This is a genomic window from Bradyrhizobium sp. 17 (assembly GCF_023073515.1).
Taxonomy (GTDB): domain Bacteria; phylum Pseudomonadota; class Alphaproteobacteria; order Rhizobiales; family Xanthobacteraceae; genus Bradyrhizobium; species Bradyrhizobium canariense_D.
Map to the genome: position 1 here is coordinate 1 of NZ_JADPJQ010000092.1, position 21,877 is coordinate 21,877.

The 21,877-nt window shown below is 59.0% G+C and carries 17 protein-coding genes; 8 read left to right on the forward strand and 9 right to left on the reverse strand.

Translation table 11 applies throughout. The annotated features are described in order from the left end of the window. Window positions 1–169 precede the first annotated feature (169 nt). Window positions 170–430: a hypothetical protein gene (locus IVB13_RS16950; protein ID WP_247489764.1), complete on the reverse strand. Its 261-nt coding sequence runs from the start codon at window positions 428–430 to the stop codon at window positions 170–172. Between the two features lie 212 nt (window positions 431–642). Here IVB13_RS16950 and IVB13_RS16955 point away from each other — a divergent pair, with 212 nt between their 5' ends. Further along, entirely contained in the window at window positions 643–915 is a 273-nt protein-coding gene (locus IVB13_RS16955) for a hypothetical protein (protein ID WP_166517484.1), read from the forward strand. Window positions 916–927: 12 nt separating this feature from the next. Here the strand turns inward: IVB13_RS16955 and IVB13_RS16960 are convergent, their stop codons facing one another. Beyond that, entirely contained in the window at window positions 928–1,674 is a 747-nt protein-coding gene (locus IVB13_RS16960; RefSeq protein ID WP_247489765.1) for a response regulator transcription factor, read from the reverse strand. Between the two features lie 968 nt (window positions 1,675–2,642). Here IVB13_RS16960 and IVB13_RS16965 point away from each other — a divergent pair. The 5 genes from IVB13_RS16965 to IVB13_RS16985 all read left to right on the forward strand — a co-directional run bounded on the left by IVB13_RS16965 (window position 2,643) and on the right by IVB13_RS16985 (window position 6,339). Continuing rightward, entirely contained in the window at window positions 2,643–2,984 is a 342-nt protein-coding gene (locus tag IVB13_RS16965; RefSeq protein ID WP_247489767.1) for an H-NS histone family protein, read from the forward strand. Between the two features lie 692 nt (window positions 2,985–3,676). Next, window positions 3,677–4,315: a 2OG-Fe(II) oxygenase gene (locus IVB13_RS16970; RefSeq protein ID WP_247489768.1), complete on the forward strand. Its 639-nt coding sequence runs from the start codon at window positions 3,677–3,679 to the stop codon at window positions 4,313–4,315. A 146-nt stretch (window positions 4,316–4,461) separates the two neighbouring features. Further along, window positions 4,462–4,731, forward strand: coding sequence for a hypothetical protein (locus IVB13_RS16975; protein ID WP_247489769.1), 270 nt, complete (start codon window positions 4,462–4,464; stop codon window positions 4,729–4,731). A 35-nt stretch (window positions 4,732–4,766) separates the two neighbouring features. Beyond that, window positions 4,767–5,321: a hypothetical protein gene (locus IVB13_RS16980; RefSeq protein ID WP_247489771.1), complete on the forward strand. Its 555-nt coding sequence runs from the start codon at window positions 4,767–4,769 to the stop codon at window positions 5,319–5,321. 88 nt (window positions 5,322–5,409) lie between these two features. Next, the gene (locus tag IVB13_RS16985; RefSeq protein WP_247489773.1) at window positions 5,410–6,339 is read left to right on the forward strand and encodes a formyltransferase family protein; all 930 of its coding nucleotides are present in this window, start codon (window positions 5,410–5,412) and stop codon (window positions 6,337–6,339) included. A 45-nt stretch (window positions 6,340–6,384) separates the two neighbouring features. Here the strand turns inward: IVB13_RS16985 and IVB13_RS16990 are convergent, their stop codons facing one another. The 4 genes from IVB13_RS16990 to IVB13_RS17005 form a co-directional block, all read right to left on the reverse strand. Next, window positions 6,385–6,999 carry a transglutaminase-like cysteine peptidase gene (locus tag IVB13_RS16990; RefSeq protein WP_247489775.1) on the reverse strand — a complete coding sequence of 205 codons (615 nt, stop codon included), beginning with the start codon at window positions 6,997–6,999 and terminating at the stop codon, window positions 6,385–6,387. Between the two features lie 832 nt (window positions 7,000–7,831). After that, a complete protein-coding gene (locus IVB13_RS16995) occupies window positions 7,832–9,145 on the reverse strand; it encodes an HlyD family type I secretion periplasmic adaptor subunit (RefSeq protein ID WP_247489776.1) in 1,314 nt (437 codons plus the stop codon). After that, on the reverse strand, window positions 9,142–10,845 hold the full coding sequence (locus IVB13_RS17000; protein ID WP_247489807.1) for a type I secretion system permease/ATPase: 1,704 nt from the start codon (window positions 10,843–10,845) through the stop codon (window positions 9,142–9,144). Before IVB13_RS17000 ends, IVB13_RS16995 begins: the two co-directional genes overlap by 4 nt. Before the next feature lie 1,084 nt (window positions 10,846–11,929). Beyond that, window positions 11,930–14,566, reverse strand: coding sequence for an Ig-like domain-containing protein (locus IVB13_RS17005; protein WP_247489779.1), 2,637 nt, complete (start codon window positions 14,564–14,566; stop codon window positions 11,930–11,932). A 709-nt stretch (window positions 14,567–15,275) separates the two neighbouring features. On the opposite strand from IVB13_RS17005, the gene IVB13_RS17010 reads away from it, so the two are divergent. Together IVB13_RS17010 and IVB13_RS17015 are read left to right on the forward strand one after the other, a co-directional pair. After that, window positions 15,276–16,037, forward strand: coding sequence for an FkbM family methyltransferase (locus tag IVB13_RS17010; protein ID WP_247489781.1), 762 nt, complete (start codon window positions 15,276–15,278; stop codon window positions 16,035–16,037). A gap of 97 nt (window positions 16,038–16,134) precedes the next feature. Further along, entirely contained in the window at window positions 16,135–17,016 is an 882-nt protein-coding gene (locus IVB13_RS17015) for a right-handed parallel beta-helix repeat-containing protein (RefSeq protein ID WP_247489783.1), read from the forward strand. A 227-nt stretch (window positions 17,017–17,243) separates the two neighbouring features. Here the strand turns inward: IVB13_RS17015 and IVB13_RS17020 are convergent, their stop codons facing one another. The 3 genes from IVB13_RS17020 to IVB13_RS17030 are packed head-to-tail and all read right to left on the reverse strand — an operon-like array spanning window position 17,244 to window position 21,621. Further along, on the reverse strand, window positions 17,244–18,584 hold the full coding sequence (locus IVB13_RS17020) for a methyltransferase (RefSeq protein WP_247489785.1): 1,341 nt from the start codon (window positions 18,582–18,584) through the stop codon (window positions 17,244–17,246). Next, window positions 18,581–20,482 carry a non-ribosomal peptide synthetase gene (locus IVB13_RS17025; protein WP_247489787.1) on the reverse strand — a complete coding sequence of 634 codons (1,902 nt, stop codon included), beginning with the start codon at window positions 20,480–20,482 and terminating at the stop codon, window positions 18,581–18,583. Before IVB13_RS17025 ends, IVB13_RS17020 begins: the two co-directional genes overlap by 4 nt. Continuing rightward, window positions 20,479–21,621: an acyl-CoA dehydrogenase family protein gene (locus IVB13_RS17030; protein WP_247489789.1), complete on the reverse strand. Its 1,143-nt coding sequence runs from the start codon at window positions 21,619–21,621 to the stop codon at window positions 20,479–20,481. The genes IVB13_RS17025 and IVB13_RS17030 overlap by 4 nt, the downstream gene beginning before the upstream one ends. Window positions 21,622–21,877: the final 256 nt, after the last annotated feature.

Sequence of the window (21,877 nt, forward strand, 5' to 3'; positions counted from 1 at the left end):
TCAGCGACCCTGCTCATCCGGAGCACGAACATATGCGCCGCTGGGGCCCAGAGCGGTTCGATCCCAACGTGATCGACCGGAAGGCCCTCGAGGCCGCCGTCGACGCGTTGTCCGACACATGGAAGCCGCGGCGCCGCGTCACGCGCTCAAAATAGACGTCAAGCGCCATTCAAAAGGGCCGCAGAGCTACGCTTACGGACGGACGATCGTTGTCGAAGAATGACTGGTCCCTGTCATCGCCATGCGTTGCTCCGTTCTGTCCGCCTGAACGTGCGATGGCTGTTGAGGTCAGCGAGGTCGACAGCAGCAGCGTCATGACGGGGGGTGTCACGGCCGCGAATCTTCCGCAGGTTTTCAGGAACGCCCGCCGGTCGTCATCTTCATTGCCACCTTGGGTCAAAATGCGCTCCCTTGATTTAATTTGCTTCATTCGTATTATATATTAAATAGACTTTCAATCAAAACTTTTGTTTGAAAGATGGGGATTGCGAAGCGTGCGCCACCAGCAGATTGCCAGCATTTCCATGGCCTTCGGGCTTGCTAGCCCCGGCGCCGGAGCCCCAATCGGCAGTATCAAATTAATATTTAATATGCATATATCTGATTAGCTTGGTTAAGAGCAGCGCACGACGGATGATTGCCATGCCACTGCAATTTCACCGGCCAATCGAAAACATGGAGATCTGGAGCGCGAGCGGCGATGGCTTCTCGTTTGTGATCAGCCTGGAGAGCCCTACCGGTCCAGGCTTTCACGGACGCTCCGGGTACCTGGCGAGTTGGCGACCACTCTACGAGAACAACGGCGCGATCAAGATCAGCGGGTCGCCCTTCCGAACATTGGCTGAGGCCGAAGGAGCCTGCCGCAACATGGCCGAGCATCTGCGCGCCGCAACCGATGCTCACCGCCCAGCATGATGCGATGTCCAGCTAACGCGTACGTTCCGGAAGGACATTGCTGCACTTGACGTCCTCGTCGTTTCGAACCGCCGAATCCTGCTGTAGTAGGCCGGAAGGGGCGAGTTCACGCGCGGCCGCATGTTGCCCGTTTTGCGAAATTGCAAATGCCGCGAGAACTGTTCGATTGCTGATATCGAGCTTCTGGAAGATGTGGTGAAGGTGGACTTTGATCGTACCATCGGTAATGTTCAGGAAACGCCCAATCTCCTTGTTCGACAGCCCCTCCGATACAAGTCTCATGATCTGCCATTCCCGGTCGGTCAGCTGCGTCGGAGCCTTTTTCTCACCGATGTGAGACTCCCCACGGACCTCGCCACCTGTGTACGGCGACCGCGATGCCGGCCCCTGGCGTTCCGCAACCTTCCTCAGGGTCGCGACCAGCATCTCCGGCTCAGCATCCCTCGTGAGGACGAGGCAGGCGCGGCCCGCGGCCAGCGTCTGCGACCTTTGATCGCCGGCTTTTTCAGCGAAGAAAATGACCCGGGTACCTTGGCCAGCGGTGTTTGCGATAGCCAGAATGTCCGGTCGACTGATACTGGGCATTGCAATATCGACCAGTGCAATGTCGGGCACCAAAAGTCGGATGGCCTCAATGCAGCTTGCAGTATCGCCGCAGGCGGCCACGATCGCAAAATCGCGCTGCGCCGCAAGGACGCTGCTGATCCCCTGCAAGACGATCGGGTGCCGATCCGCGATGACGACTCTGATGCGGCGCATGCTTCCCCTGCCTATTCCTGATACCCCACGCGGCAGTTTTTATTCCTGCATTCACCTCAAGTCGCGCGGGAAGCACAACAATCCGTTCTGCCAAAACGCCGCACTGTCAATTCGTCACGGCACGCATCGGCAACGCATGATGGCCACACCACTGTAACTCGCTTTGAGAATGCGTGCAGCACCGTAGGATTGCGGTCCTCCATGGAAAATCCGAAGCAGCCGATTCATCTACAAACCAGCGCCTTCTCAGCTGGCTATGATCTGCAAAACTCTCCCGCAGATCTGGCGCTCCAGTATGTGGCTGCCTTGTCAGGATTGGTTAACCGCCATCGAGCTCATCACCGACCACTTATTACGAACGATATATAGTCACATTCATGATTCAAATCTAACATTCGACAAACGACCGGAGCGAGGCAGCTGAAAAGCCTCGACCCATAACTCGAAGAGGAGGCTCAAAAAGTAATACTATTCATCCAACCTCAATATGAGAGTGGAAATTTTCCAACCATTAATCAGACGTCTCGAACGATAATGGCTCTGCTTCGGCAGTAGCACCGATGAAAACCTGGTCAGCAAAGTTCGGGCGACATTTTCGCTAACCCGGCAAACTTCAATCTGCGGTCACGGGTCATCGCTGGTAATGAGTAGGTGGTCATATGTATTCTTCGGCTGTTTTGCGGCAAATGCATGAATCTCTGAGCGTTCAATTCACCGAATTGCAGAATTTACGTAGTCGCGTGTCGATGGCCGAGCAGCGCTTGCTCGGCCCGATGCGAAAGGTCCGCCGGCGGAGACCGGCTGGGAGGCGACCGGCCGGTCGAAGGCACAGGCCCGGCTGGTAGCGTCAAGAAGTACCGCACTGCACACTAGAGTTCTGTGCGCGGGCCGATCAGGCTTGCCCGACGGGGCTCCGACCTGATAAGCCCCCCTCCTATTTCAAATCGGAAGTAGTGGGGACGGCTTCCATGGGGAACGACGAGTGGGCATCCGCGACCACGGCTGAGCTGTGGCGGCTTTACGATGAAGTGACGACTGTTCTTAGTCGGAGAATGATCGCGGAAAAAGCCAAGCTCGAAGAGCGGCTTCGCAGGATCGAGGGAACTTCCGGGGCCCCCAACGGGGAACGTGCGCGCCGCCCCTACCCGCCAGTGCTGCCGAAGTATCAAAATCCGAAAAAGCCGTCCGAGACCTGGTCCGGTCGTGGCAAGCAACCCCGCTGGCTGAAGGCGCAGCTCCGAGCCGGCAAGAAGCTGAACGATTTGTTGATTAACCGCTCATCCAGCCAAAAGCGCCGCCGCACCGGTTGAGCACGGCGCGGCTCCGACACACCGCAACGGCGCGGCCGTCCATGGACCGCAAAATCTAGCGATCGAAGCCAGTGTTGCGACGCACAATATGACGGCCTGAACCGGCTGTGGCGGCTGAAGTAAGAGAGGTGGACAGCAACAACGTCATGGCTGGAGGGGTAACGGCATCCGCAGCTCTTCAAGAACTCACGTTCGCCCTTCGGCCTCAAGATCGGTCATCGGGATCCTCCCGCAACAGCCAGCTCCTTTTTGCAGAACAAACCAAAATCATCGCGTGGCAACTGATGTATATTAATCTGACGATTTAAATTTGATAACAGGGCGTAATTCGACTTCGCGGCGCAGCAGATTGAAACGACATTTCTGCCTCGGAGAAGATCCCCAATCTCCACCCATACGCAGCTCGCACCCTCCAGTTATTAATTTGACATTTTGGGCAGCCTGCCTGGAAGGGGGCGGCCCGAAGCCTCCGCAGCGGGAGTCCGCAAAATTGCGTCGACGTACAACTTCACTTACTAAGCGGGCCTCTTCGCCTGAGGCGATGCCCTGCGCTCTGAATACGCCAGTGCAAAACCCTTGGCCGCACATTGTCGTCCACGACGCGGTTCCCGAGAAATTACTGGAATGGTTGCGGCCGAATGCGTCGTGCTCGAAGAAACCAACCTGATTGCCACAAACACCGATTGCCTGGGGTGAAGCAGGAGATTTCTCACGGCCTCGGGCCAGCCACTCAACATCTGCTGAGCCTGGTGGACAGCGCTCCTTTCCGTGAGTTCGTGTCGGCCATCACTGGAGTTCGCGATCTTATCTCCGATCCAACCCAAAAATTTGCGGGGGTACATCGAATGCCTCCGGGAGGCTTCACGAAGATTCATCGCGATTTCGAGGTTCAATCGACGACCCGACTGTTCAACCGGCTCAATCTCCTCATCGATCTCAATCGGGATTGGCCGGAAGCCTACGGCGGCAGCCTCGAACTGTGGCCTGCCGAGATGTCAGCTCTCGGACGGCGTATCTTCCCGCAGTTCAACACCATGATCCTCTGGGAGACACAAGGCGCCACTCTTCACGGCCTCCCTGATCCGGTCACATGCCCGCCTGGTCGAATGCGCCTTTCTGTCGCATCGTATTACTACACGACGACGCGCCGCGTCCCGGCGCCGGGCGAACGCCGCGTCCGGTATTGGGCCGCTCGTCCCGGCGAAGACCACTGCATGGAGCGAATGAGTTGGCAGGATCATCTCCGCGCCCTCATGCCCGATCCGCTCTATAACGTGCTCCGGGCGGCACGCGATCGGATATCCAGAGCGCGCAGATCGAGGGCATCATGAATCCAGTATTTGCAGCGGCAATGGTGGGATCCCATTCCACGACCGGAATTGAGGCAGGAACAGCCTTCACCCAACCGCGACCAGCCGATACCGACACGCGAATTCCTTCCAGGTCAGGCTTCTCGCCTGTTCGGCTGCGAACATTGATGAAGCTCGCCGTCGAGCGAACAGGGCTGGACCTTTCGGAATTGACCGCGTTGACCGAAGCGGCGACTGGCGCCTACGCCGTGACTGCCGTCCTCGCCGCGATGGCCGGAGCCAAGCCCGTCGGCGCGTTTGCAAAACCTGGCCGCCACGGGACCGTGGCCGATGCCAAACAAGAGACTCTGGAGCTCGCTGTCCCCTTGGGCGTCGCTGATCGCATCGAAATCCTGGAGAAGATCAGCCCGAAGTGGTTTGCAATGTCGACATCATAACCAACAGTGGCCACCTTCGCCCCCTGATTGCCCATTTGCGCAGCGACGCCGCGATCGCCTTCATGTTCGAGGCTTGGGAATTTCGTCGTGAGGACCTGGATATCGAAGCGTGTGCACGGCGCAAAATCCCGGTGGTCGGTGTCAACGAGCGACACCCCGCCGTGGACGTCTTCTCATTCCTCGGACCGCTCGCCGTGAAACAGCTGCACGACTGCGGTTTGGCGGTGCTCGGCAACAGAATCGGTCTGCTCTGCGACAATGACTTCCTCCCGTTGCGCACTGGACTAGCAAGCTCGGAGGCGAGCGTCACGACCTTCGACAAAGCTGCGGCGGTCCATCCCGAAGGATGGGACGCGTTCGTTGTCGCGCTGCAGCCAGCGGCGGCGCCGCGTATCGGCCAAGCGGAGGCTGCGCATCTGGCTGCATGCGCGCCCGCCGGCGCCGTCGTGGTACAGTTCTGGGGCGACGTCGATCGAGCGCCGCTGGCCGAAATGGTTTTTCCCTCTGGCCCACGCAGCCGGTTGGGCAGCGCCATATGGGCATCCTGCTATCGGAGATTGGCCCGAGCCCATCGTACGATTGCAGACTGAGGATTGCGGGCAGCCGAATGGGTTTAGGGCGCGGCGGTGCCGTGGCAACGGGACGGCTTGGCCCAGCTCCTACCATGGCAGGAATGACATGACCGAGCGGCTGCAGCCCGATGTCTTGCTTCTCGCGGACGGACCGACAGGCTTTACTGCCCTTCGGTCGTGGGCTGCGCAGCGCCGCGTGGTCCAGGTCTTCCGAAAGCCGGACCACCCCGAAGCCAGCGCGCTAAGGGCATTTGCGAAAACTCAAGGCATCTCGGTCACGGAGTTGCAGGAATTGAACCAGCTTCGGAAAGCGATCCCCGACTTGCGTCCCGCTGCCGTCGTGATCTCTTCCTTCGATCGGATAATCTCGCGGCAAATTCTTGCATTGTGTCGCTTTGTTAAGGTGCCCTATTCGCTTTTGCCTCATTATCACGGCGTGAACTGGGCAATCATCAATGGCGAGACGACCGCCGGAATCAGCATGCACCTTGTCATCCCGGCGCTCGCTGGCGGCAATCTGCTATTTCAGCAGGCGATCGCGCTCGGCTCGAACGACACGGTCGCGTGCCTGTACAATCGTCTCAACGCCGTCCGGGAGCGTGAGCTCGGCGGGGTAGTTCTGCGAGTTGTCCCCGGCTATCAGGGCACCGGCCAGAAAAACCGATCAGGCCTCCTACGGCTGCACCCGCGTGCGGGACGATGGCGAGATTGTTTGGCGACAGCCGACCGACGTCATTGCGGCTCATCATCGCCAGCGCTTCGCCGCGGCTTGATGCTCCCTCTTATATCGGCCGCTGCCGGGCCGGATCGTGGGCCGGTGACCCTCCGAAGGTTGGGTGGATGTGCTGACCGGCGACGGTGCCTGCGCGTGTCCAGCGTCCTTATTGCCAATTCCGAACGGCCATGTGCTGCCGCTTTCGTCATTGGATCGACGCGAGCTACCCTTGAGCTGTCACGCCTTGATCTTCTCCGCCGGATCGTTGCGCTTGAGGACAGGCTCGCTTCGCTCAAGCAGCTCAAATGCACTCAGGACTAGCTCTTGGCCCATTCTGGCCAAGCAAGGCTCCGGGCGCCGGCGTTTTCACGCCCCTTCCCGCCCAACCGCCGCCCACAGCCCATCGCGGCCCGGACTCTGCACGCGAACCCAGCGATAGGGCGACCGCGACCACGGCACGATCTGCGGCGTGAGATTATCGAGGACGATATCGCCGCTCTTGGTACGCACCAGAAGCACCAAATGATGTTCTCCGGAATCGACAACGACCTCGCTCAATAATAGCACTCGCGCGGGCCAGCCGCGCTGAAGCAGCTCGTGGCGCTTGCTCACCGCGTAATCGTTGCAATCCCCGCGAGCGGGGTTGATGATCCAGGTCTCACCCGCAAGACCGAGCTCGTTGCGAGCTGGCCCTATCGCCAAGTTGACCGCGCGATTGATCTCCCGCAGATCCGCCCATCGCTTCTCGGTCAGCCGGATCGGCCCGCCCCGGAAGAAGCGTCGCAGGCGGCATTCGCCCTGATAGCGGAGGCAAAACAGCGTGTAAGTGAGGGGCGGAAGCGTCGGGCGTCCCAGCTCGATATGCGCAAGAGCGGCTCGCGGGGCCGTCTGCACGGTCAACGGTGCCGCACGCGCCCAGTGGACGCCTCCGATCATGACAGCTACGGCTGCCGTGAAGATTGGCCCCGAAATACGTTGCATCTGCCGATCCCCCGCGAACAACAATTGAGGCCGGGATTCAACCCAGAGCGCGGCCGCCCTGTCGCAAGAGCAGCAATTATAATATTAAATCATATTTAAATATGATATAATTCGCAAGAATAAACTAAAAAATTAAATATATGGACGACCGCCTGCAAATGAGCCGCACGCTCACAATCCTGCCGAGGAAAGAATGGGGGAGAATGACGGAGCAGAAGCTGTTGGCCGGCTCGGTGTACCGCTGAAAAGGCCGCTCAAGCACCCACGGAACGTGCTTCGCGCGTCTAGAGCCGGCGCAACCATTTAACGCCCCATACGATTTGAAGCGTTGGTCTAATTTTTCACCGGGCCCAAATCGTCGAACCGTACTTCCTCGATCGAGACAGTTTCATGTGCCAGAATGAGCTACTCGTCATCCTTGGGGCTGAAGCTTCATTACTTGTCTTCCCGGCCGCGATGACCGTGTACGCTAAGCGAATGGATGTGCTGAGCGGACGGTCGTTCGAGCGATCCGTGGTCTCGCCCACGAACGACAGACATCCGCTACGACCCTTCCGTCGAGAGTCGCGCGATCTATTGCTATTGATCAGGAGGCTGATCGATCTCGCCATCTCTCGCGACGGCCCGACATTACCAGAACGCCGCGGTCGAGCCTTCAGACCAGACCGCAGTTCCGCCCCGAGTTGTAAGGCGCACTCTTCGGCCAGCTGCGGCCCGCCGCGGATGCTTTCCGGCCGCCCAGCAGCAGCGGCTGATCGTAACGCTGGCGCCCACGGATCGGGCGCCAGGCCCGAATTCGGGCAGTCGAGCGCTGCTATCTTCTCGCGAAGAGTCAGCGCTCCTTGAATGCGCGCTCCGCCTGATCGTGCAGCGGCTTGAGCAGATAGGATAGCGCGGTCCGACCTGCCGTCTTAATGAAGACCTCGACCGGCATGCCGGGCAACAGCTTGGCCGACCCGAGTTTCGCCAGCTCTTCTGGCTTCAGCAGGACACGGCCCGTGTAGTAGCTGGTGCCGGCACGCTGATCCTGTGTAATGTCTGCCGAGACCATGCTGACCTCTCCGTCGATTTCAGGCGTGGTCTTCTGGTTGAACGCCGCGAAGCGCATTGTCGCGGTCTGCCCCATATAGACCTGATCGATATCGCGCGGTGCGATCTTGACCTCAACCGCAAGCGAGTCCGCATCGGGCACGATCAGCATGATCTGCTCGCCGGGAGAGATCACACCTCCAACCGTGTGCACGCTCAGCTCGTGGACGCGACCCGTTTGCGGTGCCCTGATATCGATCCGATTCAGTTGATCGACCGCCGCAGTCTTGCGCTCGCTCAGCTCGGAGAGCTTCGATCGCGTTTCGATCAGATCCTTGCCCACTTCCGTCCGCAGGTCCTGGTCGATCTGAATGATCTGGAGTCCGATTTCGGCGATCTTGCCCTTCGACTGCGCAATCATTCCTGCCAGCTGGCTGCGCTCGCCTTCGAGGCGAGCGGAATCACGCTCGAGGGAATTGAGCCGCGTAATCGGCACCAGATTTTTTTGCCAGAGACTACGCACGCCCTCCAGCTCCTGCCGGATAAATTCGACCTCCTTCTGCTTGGCCTCTGTCTGCCCTGTGAGGCCTTTGATCTCGTTTTCCAGCTGCGCGCTTTTCTCCTGCAGCTGCGCTTTTTGGCCGCTCCGCGCCTGACGACGCAGCTCGAACAGCTTTCGCTCCGCAGTAATCGCACGGCTCGCCTCCGAGTTGCTCTCCTTGGCCCGGTCGAGCAGCACCTTGGGAAAGACAGCCTGCGCGGCGCCATCGCGCTCGGCCTCCAGACGAGCCTGCCGCGCGAACAGCTCATCGAGGCTGTTCGTGACGATGGTGGCATTCGCGAGCGTCTGCGTCTCGTCAAGGCGGATCAAAATATCCCCTGCATTGACCCGCGCGCCCTCCCGCACGCGCAACTCTCCCACGATCCCACCAGTGGAGTGCTGAACTTTCTTGACGCTCGAATCCACCACGACCACGCCTTGGGCGATCACCGCGCCCGACAGTTGGGTCGTTGTCGCCCAGCCGCCAACCCCAAAGGTTACCAAACCAAACATGATCATACCCACGATCATGTAACGCTGGATGGATTGCATCGCCGGCGTCACCTGGCCATTCATCGGCCACCTCCTTGACCTTCCGCGACGACCTTGAGCGGTGTGGGATTTCGCAACACTTTCTTGAGGACCTCCTCTCTCTTGCCGAAGGACTGCACCCTGCCTTCCCCGAGGCACAAGACATGGTCCACACCTTCCAACGCCTTCGGACGATGCGCAACAACGGCGACAATTCCGCCTCGACGGCGCACGTTCAAGATCGCCTCGGTCAAGGCGTCCTCGCCCTCGGCATCGAGATTGGAAGAGGGTTCATCCAGTACGACCAGGAACGGCTTGCCGTAAAACGCGCGCGCGAGCCCGATGCGCTGCCGCTGACCCGCCGATAGCGCCAACCCTCCTTCGCCGATCTTCGTGCCGTAGCCGTCTGGAAGGGAGAGGATGAGATCGTGCGCGCCCGCGGCATGCGACGCTTCCAGAACTGCGGCGGCCGTTGCCTGCGGATCGAACCGCGCAATGTTCATTGCAATGCTGCCGTCGAACAATTCGACGTCCTGAGGCAGATAACCGATGTGCTTGCCGAGAGCGTCCGAAGACCAGTGATCGAGCGAAGCGTTGTCGAGCCGGATCCTGCCTCGAATGCACGGCCACACTCCCACCAGCGCGCGTGCCAGCGTCGATTTGCCGGATCCGCTCGGACCAATGATTCCAACCGCCTGCCCGCTCCGCAGCTGGAACGACACTTCACTGATGGTGGGCCTCTCCGAGTTCGGGGCGCCAATATAAAGGTGCTCGGCGGTGAGGGTTTCAACAGGCGCAGGCAATTCCAACCGCTCCTCCTCGCTCGGCAGAAGCTTCAGCAAGCGATCGAGCCTTTGTCCCGACTGCCGCGCGGCGACGAATCCTTTCCAGTTCGCGATGGCCATTTCGACGGGCGCCAGTGCCCGTGCGGTGAGGATCGATCCGGCAATGATGATGCCGGCCGTGGATTCCTGATTGATAACGAGGACGGCGCCCACGGCAAGAACCAGCGATTGCAAGATCGCCCGGAAGAGCTTGGAGGCACCACCGAGTCCGTTTGCGACATCGCTTGCCTGCTCATGGGCCGCGAGGTATTTCGCGTTGACATCCCGCCAACGTAAGCCCGCCTGTTGCCGCATGCCCATAGCCTGCAGGACCTCGGCATTTCGCCGCCCTTCGAGCGCCAGTGCGGTCCGCGAGACGGCGAGACGCGAGGATGCCTGTGCCGGCCCTCGCGTACGTGTTTCCGTAAGTATCGTAATGCCGACCAGGACCAGCGCGCCGGCCAGCGCAGTCACGCCAATCCAGAAGTGAAAGAGGAAGCAGATGCCGAGATAGATCGGCATCCAGGGGAGATCGAAGAGCGCCGTCGGCCCTCCGCTCGACAGGAAGCTGCGGACCTGATCGAGATCCCGCACAGGCTGCAAGCCATCGCCATCCGCTCTGGTCTTCAAAGGCAGGCGAACAAGCGAGTCGAATATGCGAATGCTGAGCTTTTCATCGAAATACCGGCCGACTCGGGAGCTGATCCTGCTCCTGACGAGCTCGAGTCCACCCTGGAACAGGTAAAGAACCGTGGCCAGAACCATCAAGGCGATCAGCGTCGGTATGCTGCGCCCGGGCAGCACCCGATCATAGACTTGCAGCATGAAAAACGAGCCGGTGAGCATGAGGAGATTGCTCATCCCACTGAAGGCGGCGAGAGCCCAGAATATCCGGCGGCAAGACCGCAGGAAGGCCGACATTTCCGACTGCGACTCATCATAGTCGCTAGCCGGCCGCGGGAGACGGGAGAACAGTCGTCGCCGCAAGACTTCGACGAGGTGCTTTGCCCAGCCGATCGGCCCTTGTGTCCGCAGTTCGGCATCTTCCGCCCACTGTCTTGGGACGGCCCCGAGTCGCGCCAAATGCGAAAGTAGGATCCGATAGAGGCTTGCTGGCGGGGAAATTACCCCCGGCCGTTCAAAGTGTGTCATGGCTCCCGCCCTTGAACCGTGCCTTATGTGACGATCCCCAAGAAGATCCCCAAGGCAGTCCTGAATTTGATTTCCCTGTCGTCGATCTACTGTTACGCGAAATAAGAAGTCAGGCCGATTTTGCGCACCGAGCCTGGCCAACTTGAGCGTGTCGTCTGCCGGTACCAGCGTGACTTGTTGGCTATCCCGCCATTCAATCTGCTCGCCCAGCTTCATCGACACGTACTCCCCCTATGATCTTGTTCGCGGAGCACTACGTCGTGCCGATCTATATCCACCACCTCATGGTTAATCAGGTCGGCCTCACGTGCCCGGTCGCCATGGGCTTTTTTGGGACCAGATGGGGGCCGGGCTGAGGTTTTTTAACCAGCACACCGACTCACGCCACTGCAGTAATCGCGATATCTTACTTCAATTAAATCACGGCGAATTCCCCTGATGTCATGCCAGACAGCGAGACACAACACGCTTCTGTTGCGGGACGGCCCTCAGCCCACAGAAATCGTTTGCTTAACACCCGGCTAGCCTATCTGGGCGCGGTAGAGAGCACAGCGCCGGATTTAATTTTCGTTTGATCTGCACGTGCTCGTGACTGGCTGGTCGCGGTGAAGAAAGAGTAGGCACTCGGTTGCTTATCGCGACCGCTGCGAGAATGACCATCGCGCGGAAGCGTCGACTGGCTCCAGTCGCGCCTGTCGATCCTGTCCGCGCGTTGATCCCGCGAACACTGGGAAGCTGCTCACGCGTAGATCACAATAGAGGCAGCCAGAATAAAAGAAGGCGGGGGGACGATCCCCGCCTTCCATGATATGCACCACAGATTGGTGGCTACTCCCTCTCGCTGAACTCGCGACTACGCGAAATGGAAGTCGTGGCTGTTCAGCTTGTCGAGCTGCGCGTTCTTCAGCATGAGCGTGTCGCTCCCCGTCGCGATGACGACGTCGTGGCCTGACTGGGCCGCGTGGGAGAGAACGCTCGCAAAGCTGTCGAATACGCCCTTGCTGAACTCAATCGTGTCATGAGCAGGTCCGCGGGCGGCGAAGTCCTTGATGATGTCCTGGCCGAAGTTCGACGCAAACTCGAACGTGTCCGCCCCCCTTTTGCCGACCATGACGTCATTGCCCGTGGTGCCGGTCAACGTATCGCTGTGGCCTGTGCCGATGATCGCCTCGCCCGAACTGGTCCCGACCACGTGGCCGGTCGTGTCGACCTGCTCCGCGGTATAGGCGTGGGTCTTGCCCGACAGATCGGAGGTGTGGAAGCTCCACTTGCCGTCGGCTCCCGCCGTGACCGAACCGGCCGACGTCGTGCCGTCAGACAGCTTGATCTCGCTGTTGGGATCGGCAGTGCCCTTGATCGTTGCCGTGTGATCCCAATGCGGGCGCACATTTGTGACTTCCACCGCCGAGGTGCCATTGGCGCTGTGCGAGCCAATCGGGGGATCGATCGGCTGTGACAAGGCGCTGGTGTTGCCAGCGGCGTCCGTAGCCGAGGCGACGAACGTGTGAGATCCGGTTTTGAGGCCAGAGGTCGTCACACTGAAATGCCCGTCGGCACCTGTCGTCGCCGACCCGAGCAGGGTCGTCCCCTCGTAGACATTGACGCTGCTGCCTGCCTCGGCCGTTCCGATCACGGTCGCGCGATGATGGCTGACGTCATCGCTGAGAAGGACCGGAGCGTCGGGAGCAGAGGTATCGACGGTCGCGGCCAGTGCGGCCGACTTTGCGCTGGTGGCACCGGAGACCGTATCAGTGGCGGTGAAGCTGTGCTTGCCGTCGGGCAGCGCAGTGGCGGCGTAGTGCCATGCTCCGTTGGCGTCCGCTGTGGCGGTGCCGAGCTGGGTCGTGCCATCATAAATCTTGACCAGGCTCTTCGGGGCTGCGCTCCCAGTCAAGGTCAGCGTGTTGTCCCTGGTGACGTGGTCACCGGCCACACCTGTATCCGTCGAAACCGAGACGATTTTCGGCGCAGCAGGCGATGTTGACGAGCCGGACCCCGTCGTCCCCGAACCCGACGTCCCCGACCCGGACGCTCCTGAACCGGAAGTCCCTGAGCCCGACGAACCAGAGGAACCGGACGAACCAGACGTGCCTGAAGATCCGATAACGGGATCAACGCCTGGCGACGCGGCGCTCACGTTGCCCGCGACATCAGTGGCCTTCGCGGAGAGTACGTGTGCACCGGACGACAGAGCCACGGTCGTCGCCGTCCACGCTCCACTTGCGTCGGTCGTGGCGGTGCCAACCTGTGTCGTTCCGTCATACACCTTGATCGCGCTATTCGCTTCGGCAGCACCCGACACCACCACCTGATTGGCACCGCTGACGGTATCCTTGCTGATCGTCGGCGCGGCCGGCGCCTTGGTATCGACGGTGAGCGCCACTGCAGCCGACGCCACGCTGGTCTTGCCCGATGAGTTTGTCGCGGTGGCCGTCAGCGCATGCTTCGCATCGGTCAGGGCCTGGGTGATGTAGTCCCAGCCGCCGCTCGAGTCCGCGGTTGCCGTCCCGATCTGGGTCTTGCCGTCATAGACCGTCACTGTGCTACCCGCCGCGGAAGTACCGTGCAGCGTGATCTTGTTGGAGCTGGTCACGCCGTCCCCGGACGAAGCCGTATCAGCCGACCACGACGCAATGACAGGTTTGCTCGGGGCCGTGGCAGTCGAGCCGGCAGGCGGTGCAGTCGACCCAGTCGACCCGGCAGGCAGAGCGCCAGAGCCTGTCGTCATGCTGCCTGTATTCGCCGACGTGTTGAGAGTGGCAACCAGCGTCGCGCCGTCGTTGACGTTACCCGTGTAAACCGGATTGTTCTGATCGAAGGCCGTGATTCCGAATCCACCCGACGCCAGATGGTTGTTGGTGAACGACACCCCCGTGATCGAGCCACCGGTGAACTGGCCGTCGGAGTAGACCGTGTACCCTCCTCCCACAAGCAGGTTATTATCGACCTGAATATTGGAGATCGGCCCGAAATAATTGTCGATCATGACCGCCGAAGTCTGGTTGTGGTCATTGATGATCGTGTTGTGGCTAAGGGTAACCCCGGAAACGTTGCCGTCGATCTGGATGCCGTCGTAGTGCGGCGAGCCAGACGCGTTCAGGTCATGGACGTAGTTGTCCTTGATAACCGTGTTGTTTCCGGCAATGCTGAAGCCGTTTTCGACGTTGTAGATATTGTTGCCGACGAAGGTGCCATGGCCGCTGATGCCACAGGAGCCGTCGTTGCCGCTGCCGACACCGTTGATCTCGCAATTCTGGACGACCGCGCCCGTAACGCCATCGGCTACCGTCACCAGACTCCACGCAGCCGCCGTGACTTTGCAGTTTATCAGCGTCACGTTGTCCGCGGCGATCTGCACGGTCCCTTTGATGTCGAGGCCGGAAATCACCGTTCCGGGCTGAGTGATCACAAGGTCTCCGGACGGCGTAAGCGTCACCCCCGCCGGCAGCCCCGTATTTGTTGCGTCCGCCCATGAAGTCGTTGCAGCCAAAATCGCTCTCCTTCGTTAGTAGATGACATCGGTATGCGGCTTAGTGGCACTCACGCTACTTGTCCTCAAGAAAGCCGAACTGCCGCATCGACGCGTTCTCCTATGGTCGGTGGCGCACGGCTTTTTTTGGACAAGACAGCGGCTTGCCCAAGGTGATTTCTCGCACCCTTCGCTAAATTCCAGAGGAGCGGCAGGACAGGCTCTCCTCACCGCTTAAATGTGGATACTAGATGATTCGCACCGAATTACTCGCTGGAAGCTGCCGTTAGTTTATGTCCGCCTCTGATTAAATAAGCCCTGTTTGCAGGACATCAGATTATCAATCGCGACCTATCCCGATAAGCTTGAGGACGGAGAAATCCGGGCGATCGGGAAAGAGATGCTGCGCCAGTGCTGTCCTTATCGTGCAAGCGCCTGAGCTCTGAGGACAGCTGGCCAAGTGAACCGGGCTTGGCGAGCCGGGCGACTGGTCTGCCGTCCGTTAGCTCTCAATTGCTGCTAGGCGGGAGGCTGCCAACGATTGCCCGCCCCTTCCAGGGAGGCGAGATGCGGCTCCCTTACCGCATCGCAATGGCGTGCCGCAGGGCCAAAGCCGCAAGTTGTTTTAATTAATCCGATCGCAAAACGTCAAATAATCGCATCCGTTCTTTAATTTAGCATCACACATGTTATTATCGGATAAAATCGCATTTTTGGATTACATTGGATTATGTGGGCAAAGGCGCTGGCACGATATCTCTACGCGAATGTGGCTGGCCTCGCGGTGGCGAGATTTACCGCAAAAGACCTCGCCGCCGGTTACTTCCCGAAACCGGAGTTTCAGGGGGTGTCTCGCTTCTCGATCGGAAGCGGGCTGATCGTGGACATTGGAGCAAACCGTGGCCAGAGTATCCAGGCATTCAGGCGTTTTGCACCTGCTTGTCGCATCGTCGCTTTCGAGCCGGAGCCGAAGTCGGCGGCACAGCTTCAACTGCGTTATCGCCGAGCCTCAACAATTTCGATAAATGGTTGCGCGCTTGGTTCATCGACCGGGTCACTAGCTTTCTTTGCTCCGAAGTATGGACATTGGGACTGCGATGGCATGTCCGCCACGAACTACAAGGAGGCTACGGAATGGTTACGCGATCGCAGTCGAATGCTGTATTTCGATGAAAAGAAATTGTCCGTCCAAGAGCATTCCGTCGAATGTAGAACGCTGGATTCGTTCGACCTCGCTCCTTGCATCGTAAAGCTGCACGCCCAGGGCGCAGAGTTCGATATCCTGAAAGGGTCCCAGGCGACGATCGAGAAACATAGTCCCGCGCTTATGGCGGCTTTTCCCACACCTGCCGTCAATGACCTTCTCGGCAGCTGGCACTATCGTCCGTACGATTTTCAGAATGGCAGTTTCCGAGACGGCATAGCCTGCCGGTCGCGCACATTCACCTGGTATCTACTGGAGGATCATCTGAGCCATCTGCTCGTCAGCTGACGAGCAAGCACCTTGGACGTTCCCCGGTTGCTGAGGGAGACCGTGAGCTAAATGGCTATTTCGCTCACATACCCGCCTGATCATCGCGGAGGAGTACATGATGTTATTGGTCTCGCGCCGAGCCTTTGTCATAATGATGGCGGCGATCGATGTCCCTCCCGGAACCGGACGCACCGGAATTGACGACCTGTGGAGTTATGCAGGGGATCACAATTCTTCGCGTGCGGTGGCTGCGGCTGGCGCAACCGAATCTGCGATAAGCTTTCCGGACGATACCAATACCGGCGTCGTCGACAAGGCACGCCTGAAAGCATCAGGCCCAATCATCACGAGCGAAGATGAACAGATCATTCGCGAGCTGGACATCTCAGGGACGGTCCAGATCAACCACAACGCGGTCAGAATCGAGAACTGCAGGATCACGGCCGCAGCCTTCAGCGTTGTTACGGTTGCGGATGGAGTTACAGGAGCAGTTGTGCAGAACTGTGAGATCAACGGGGTCGGCAGCGGCAACGACGGCTCCTGCGGCATCAGCGGCCACGGTACCTTTACCGGCAATAATATCTACAACGTCGAAAACGGCTTCAGCCTCGCGGGAAATGCAACGATTATCGAGAATAATTACATCCATGACCTGAAGGCGTCCGGGGCGCCGCATTACGACGGCATCCAGATCGACGGCAACGTTTCCGAGGTAACGATTACCCACAACACGATCATCAACAATCACAACCAGACTTCGGCGGTCATGATCGACAATTGGGCCGGACCAATTTCGGATATTGTCGTCGACAGCAACCGTCTGATCGGCGGCGCGTACACGGTTTATTCGGATGGACGCCTGGGTACCGGACGGATATCCAACGTTTCCTTCACCAACAATCGAATGGGCAGAGGACTATATGGCTACCGCGCCTTCAGCAGGAACGCGGCGAGATGGAAAGGCAATTTGGATGATGCCAGCGGACGCCCGATCTAAATACTGATCCGGTCGCGCACCGGCGACTGGTCATTCCTCGAGCATCGGTTGCCATTCTCACCCACACGCTCCCCGACCAGATTCCATGCCGGCTAAGAACCCGGAATCACATCGTCGCGGTAGGCGGCGCTGCCGGCCTTTACAATTTGCCAGCCGAGCCATCGCGGCGGGGCAGATCCTCGGTCGCCGGCGCTGAGCCGGAACGAGATCACCGTGCCGCGAGAGTTTCAATACGCATCGTGGTCGGCAACGACATCGCAGCTTCCCTCTGGTCGGAAAAACCGTCCCCTGCCGGCGACCTCCTTCCACCAACCGCTGCCGCTCTTGGAACGACGTAAGCTTACCACGCCAAATCGCCAAGCGCTCTTGTCTCCCTCGTATGGCTGGTCAGAGAGCAGATCCTGGTATCGTGGGACCGTCCAGGTGTGGTCCAACACCTCCCATTCCCCAAGCTTCCCTTCCAGCCAACGATCAAAATGATCCTTGATTTGCGTTCCTGGCGGATTTGGAAACAGAGAGTTGATGTGGGCTACTCCATCCTCGTCGAGCCTGGTCGGAAGAGCCTCGACAACTCTCCTCAGCAAGTCGGTGCCATCCAGGCCTCCGCTCCAAAAATTGTCACCCGCCTTGGCCGCCGAATCCGGTGCATAGGGAACGTTGGCGATCAATAGATCGCACGTCCCGTCGATGGAGTCGAGCAGATCGCTGAGGACGAAGTCCGTGTTGCTGCGCTCGTTCAGAGCGGCGTTGAATTGGGAAAACGCGATGGCACGAGGGCTTACGTCCGCGCCGACCACTCTGGAAGAATGATCGCTCGCAAGAAGGGCGTGCACACCCGATCCCGTTCCCAGATCGATTGCCCGCCTGCGGGGTACCCTGTTTACAAATCCTGCGAGATTGTAGCTTTCACCCCACAGCCACATGACTTGATTGATTGCAGTGTTTTTCTCCGCCTGATCAGTGACGATGTATTTCCCGTAGCACGGGAACAGGCTCAACTGCGGTACCAACTGATCGCCAGTCTTCTCGGCCAACCTCATTTCGAGCGCGGCGTCGACGACGGAGGACGACAGCTGCTTTGCTATCAGGTCAGCGCTTACCGGATTTCCATCGATGAAAAGCGCGATCAGGTTGTCTACTGGATCGCCTGCCTGAGGAACCCAACCGGACCGCATCTTTTGCCAGAAATTCACGCCCAGACGTGGGAATACGCCAAGGCGCGCGGCGCAACCTGGTAGATCGTAGCCGCACCTCTGCAAGGCGCTTACGAAGCTTGCCATGCGTTCAGGTGACTCCAGGGTCATCGGCAAGTGAACAGGTCGAGAGACTGTCGGCAGGAGCGTTGTTGTCGAACCTTCGGTCTCCGTGGAGATTTTTGCCCCCACCCGGCTGTTCGCCTGCCCCTGTCGCAACAAGTTCAGAAGCTCGTCCTTGCGGCTTCGCAAAGCTGCCCGCATTTCCGCATCAAGCGCACCTGCTGGCATGCTGCACTTGAGCTGATTGTCTTCGATCCAGAGTTTGACGTCCCGTTGGCGGAGCGTCGACAGAAGGTTCGCTGTTTCGATCATAGGCTGAACTCCTCACGTTCATCCGAGCTGGCGTGCTCGCCGGAGGCGGGAGCCGTTAACACGAGCACATCTACTATTTCTGCAACGCCCTCGATAGTCGGGCGCTCGAACAGACTTGCCAGGCTGAGATCGACGCCAAAGATCGTACAAAGGCTTGCGACGAACGCAGTAGCAGTCAGTGAATCAGCCCCGAGCTCAAAGAAGTCATCCCGAACACCGATGCCTTCGATCTCTAAAAGCTTGCTCCAGATCGCCGCGATGAGCTCTTCGGTTTTGGTCCTGGGCGGTCCGCCCCTTCCTGTTCCTGCGCTCGGTGGACTTGGAAGGGCCTTGCGATCTACTTTCCCGTTTGGTGTGAGCGGAAACGCCTCGAGGTAAACGAATTGGGCAGGCACCATATATTCAGGTAGCTTTTCTTTCAGCAGAGCTCGAAGTTTGTCCGTGCTTGGCGTCTCACGCCCCTGCGGGATCACGTATGCTACAATAACCTTCCTTCCTGGCTCGTCCTCGCGCGCGATGACGGCGCAAGTCTGGACACGGGGCTGCGCTGCAAGGACCGATTCGATCTCGCCGAGTTCGATCCGATAGCCGCGAATCTTCACTTGCTCGTCTGCGCGTCCGAGATACTCGAGCGTACCGTCCTTCCGATACCGAGCGAGATCTCCGGACTTGTAAATGCGTGTCCCGGGGACACCGCTGAACGGATCAGGCAGAAACCGTTGTTCGGTCAATTCGGGCCTATTTAGGTAGCCCAGCGCGACTCCTGCGCCGCCAATGTATAGTTCCCCGATAACGCCGGGCGGAACGGGTTCCAAACTCGCATCAAGGACGTACAATTGTGTATTTGCGATCGGGCGGCCTATGGGCACGGATCCAGTCGTAGGATCTCCCGGCTGAACCTCGTAGACACAGCAACCAACGACCGTCTCAGTAGGCCCATACTCGTTGATCAACCTGGTGTTCGGAGCAGCGTCGCGCCAAAGCTGCAGATTCTCAGCCAGTAGATTCTCACCGCCAATCACGAATGCTCGTGACATCCCCTTCGCCTCGTCGCTGCTGATCTGGTGGCTAAGAAGCTCCAGGTGAGCCGGCGTGATCTTGACCAGACCACGGTCGCCCGACATGCGCAGCGCTGCCAAAAGGTTGTGCGCCGCGAAGTCCTCCGGCAACAAGTCCACCTTTCCACCAGATAGCAGGGGCGTGTAGAGACACGTGACCGTGAGGTCGAAGGAGATGGAGGTGTGAACAGGCACAGAGGACTGCGGACCCACAGCATAGTTCTCAATGGCCCACCACAAATAGTTGACCAGACCCCTGTGAAGAATCATTGCCCCCTTCGGCTTACCGGTCGATCCAGACGTGTAAATCACGTAAGCAAGATTCGACGGGCTTGAGGTGGGCGCGAGGTTGTCTTGCCGCTCTCTGACGAGTATCGGCCAGTCCGAATCCAGGCAGATCACCTTGCTGGTCGTCGACGAAAACAGGCGACGGTGCTTTTCCTCCGTCAACAATACAGAGGTCCGCGCGTCATCGATCATGAAAGACAGTCGATCGAGCGGGTAAGTTGGATCCAGCGGCACGTAGGCGCCGCCGGCCTTCCAAACCGCCAGCAATGCGACTACCATGTCGGGTGAACGATCGAAACAAACGCCGACAAGCACATCGGGCCCGACGCCATTTCGACAAAGGTGATGCGCCACCTTATTGGCGCGCTCGTTTAGCTCCTGATAGGTCAGTTGCCGGTTCCCGAACGCGAGGGCAACGGCCGCAGGATCGCGAGCGACCTGTTGCTCGAATAGCTGATGCGCACAGACCTGTGGGAAATCGACGTAAGTGTCGTTCCATTTATAGAGTAATTGATCCGGCTCAACCGCGGCAACTGCGCTGAACGTCGTCATAGAGAGCTCCCAATAATTTCCTTCATGATTTCATTCGAACCCGCGTAAATCTTTTGAACACGGCTATCCACCCACATGCGCGCGATCGGAAATTCCTCCATGTATCCGTAGCCGCCATGCAATTGCACACACTCATCAATAACTCGGCACTGGCAATCCGTAAGCCAGTACTTCGCCATCGCCGCAGTCGTGGAATCGAGGCGGCCCGCCATGAATTGCCGAATGCAGTTGTCGACGAAAATTCGCCCGATGTGAGCAGCGGTCTTGCACTCGGCGAGCTTGAACCGAGTGTTCTGCAGATCAATAAGGGGCTTCCCGAACGCCTTTCGTTCTTTCACATATCGCGTCGTGATATCGACCGCGCGTTGTGCCGAAGCGACCGCGCTCACGGCGATACACAGCCGCTCGTAAGAGAGTTGATCCATCATCTGGAACAGACCCCTGCCCTCGCCGGCGCCGAGCAGATTGCCGACAGGAACTCGCACTTCGTCGAAAAACAGCTCACAAGTATCTTGAGCATGCCGGCCGATCTTGTGCAGCGCGCGTCCGACCCGATAACCCGGCAGGTCCGACGTTTCGAGCACTAGAAGCGAGAGCGCCTTTGCGGCCGGGGTCGCACCGCCGGTCCGTACGGCAAGACAGACGAGGTCCGCCTGTGAGCCGTTGGTGATGAAGGTCTTGGACCCCGAGATCACGTACTGATCTGCTTCCCTTCGCGCGGTCGTCTTGATCGCCTGCATGTCGGACCCAGCGTCAGCCTCGGTTATTCCAAGGGCGGCGACGAGTTCGCCTGAGCCCAGACCTGGCAGCCAACGGCGCTTCTGCTCTTCATTTCCGTAAGCAAGGATGTATCGCGCAACGATGCCTTGAATGTCGAAGCCGGAATGAATGCCGGCCAGGGCGAGTTCCTCGATGACGACCACCTCGTGAGCAAACGTTCCGCCGCCTCCACCATAATCCTCGGGCACGTCGCAGAGCAGCAGACCCACTCGACCCGCCTTGCGCCACGCCTCGCGGTCCGGTCGACGCTGTTCATTCCACTTCGGCTGATGCGACAGAAATTCTTTCGCGATGAAATCCCGAGTCATCTTTCGGAAAGTTCGCGTGTCATCGGTAGCCCAGGGCGCTTCGTAATCCATCAGTCCCATTTCTCTTGAGCCCGCCAACCGTCGCTCACGCTCCACCGGAGCGCATGGCCTTCCGCTCGAACGAGCCGCAATTTCTGCACTCAGGCATCTATTTCATAGCGAGCACGCAGCGAGACAAGTATTATCTCTGCCATATAACCCCTAGAGAGATTTAGAACTCCAGATTAATAACATTAAATCTCTTTAAATCAATGGCTAAAAAATGTACAGTGCAGGAAATAGCCAAATACCGTTACCCACGGCCCTC

Coding starts and splice junctions, on each gene's coding strand:
- IVB13_RS16965 (WP_247489767.1), top strand. CDS start 2,643: ATGGGGAACGACGAGTGGGCATCCGCGACCACGGCTGAGCTGTGGCGG.
- IVB13_RS17015 (WP_247489783.1), top strand. CDS start 16,135: ATGATGTTATTGGTCTCGCGCCGAGCCTTTGTCATAATGATGGCGGCG.
- IVB13_RS17030 (WP_247489789.1), bottom strand. CDS start 21,621: ATGGATTACGAAGCGCCCTGGGCTACCGATGACACGCGAACTTTCCGA.
- IVB13_RS16990 (WP_247489775.1), bottom strand. CDS start 6,999: ATGCAACGTATTTCGGGGCCAATCTTCACGGCAGCCGTAGCTGTCATG.
- IVB13_RS17010 (WP_247489781.1), top strand. CDS start 15,276: ATGTGGGCAAAGGCGCTGGCACGATATCTCTACGCGAATGTGGCTGGC.
- IVB13_RS17025 (WP_247489787.1), bottom strand. CDS start 20,482: ATGACGACGTTCAGCGCAGTTGCCGCGGTTGAGCCGGATCAATTACTC.
- IVB13_RS16960 (WP_247489765.1), bottom strand. CDS start 1,674: ATGCGCCGCATCAGAGTCGTCATCGCGGATCGGCACCCGATCGTCTTG.
- IVB13_RS16975 (WP_247489769.1), top strand. CDS start 4,462: ATGAAGCTCGCCGTCGAGCGAACAGGGCTGGACCTTTCGGAATTGACC.
- IVB13_RS17020 (WP_247489785.1), bottom strand. CDS start 18,584: ATGATCGAAACAGCGAACCTTCTGTCGACGCTCCGCCAACGGGACGTC.
- IVB13_RS16985 (WP_247489773.1), top strand. CDS start 5,410: ATGACCGAGCGGCTGCAGCCCGATGTCTTGCTTCTCGCGGACGGACCG.
- IVB13_RS16955 (WP_166517484.1), top strand. CDS start 643: ATGCCACTGCAATTTCACCGGCCAATCGAAAACATGGAGATCTGGAGC.
- IVB13_RS16950 (WP_247489764.1), bottom strand. CDS start 430: ATGAAGCAAATTAAATCAAGGGAGCGCATTTTGACCCAAGGTGGCAAT.
- IVB13_RS17000 (WP_247489807.1), bottom strand. CDS start 10,845: ATGTCGGCCTTCCTGCGGTCTTGCCGCCGGATATTCTGGGCTCTCGCC.
- IVB13_RS16995 (WP_247489776.1), bottom strand. CDS start 9,145: ATGAATGGCCAGGTGACGCCGGCGATGCAATCCATCCAGCGTTACATG.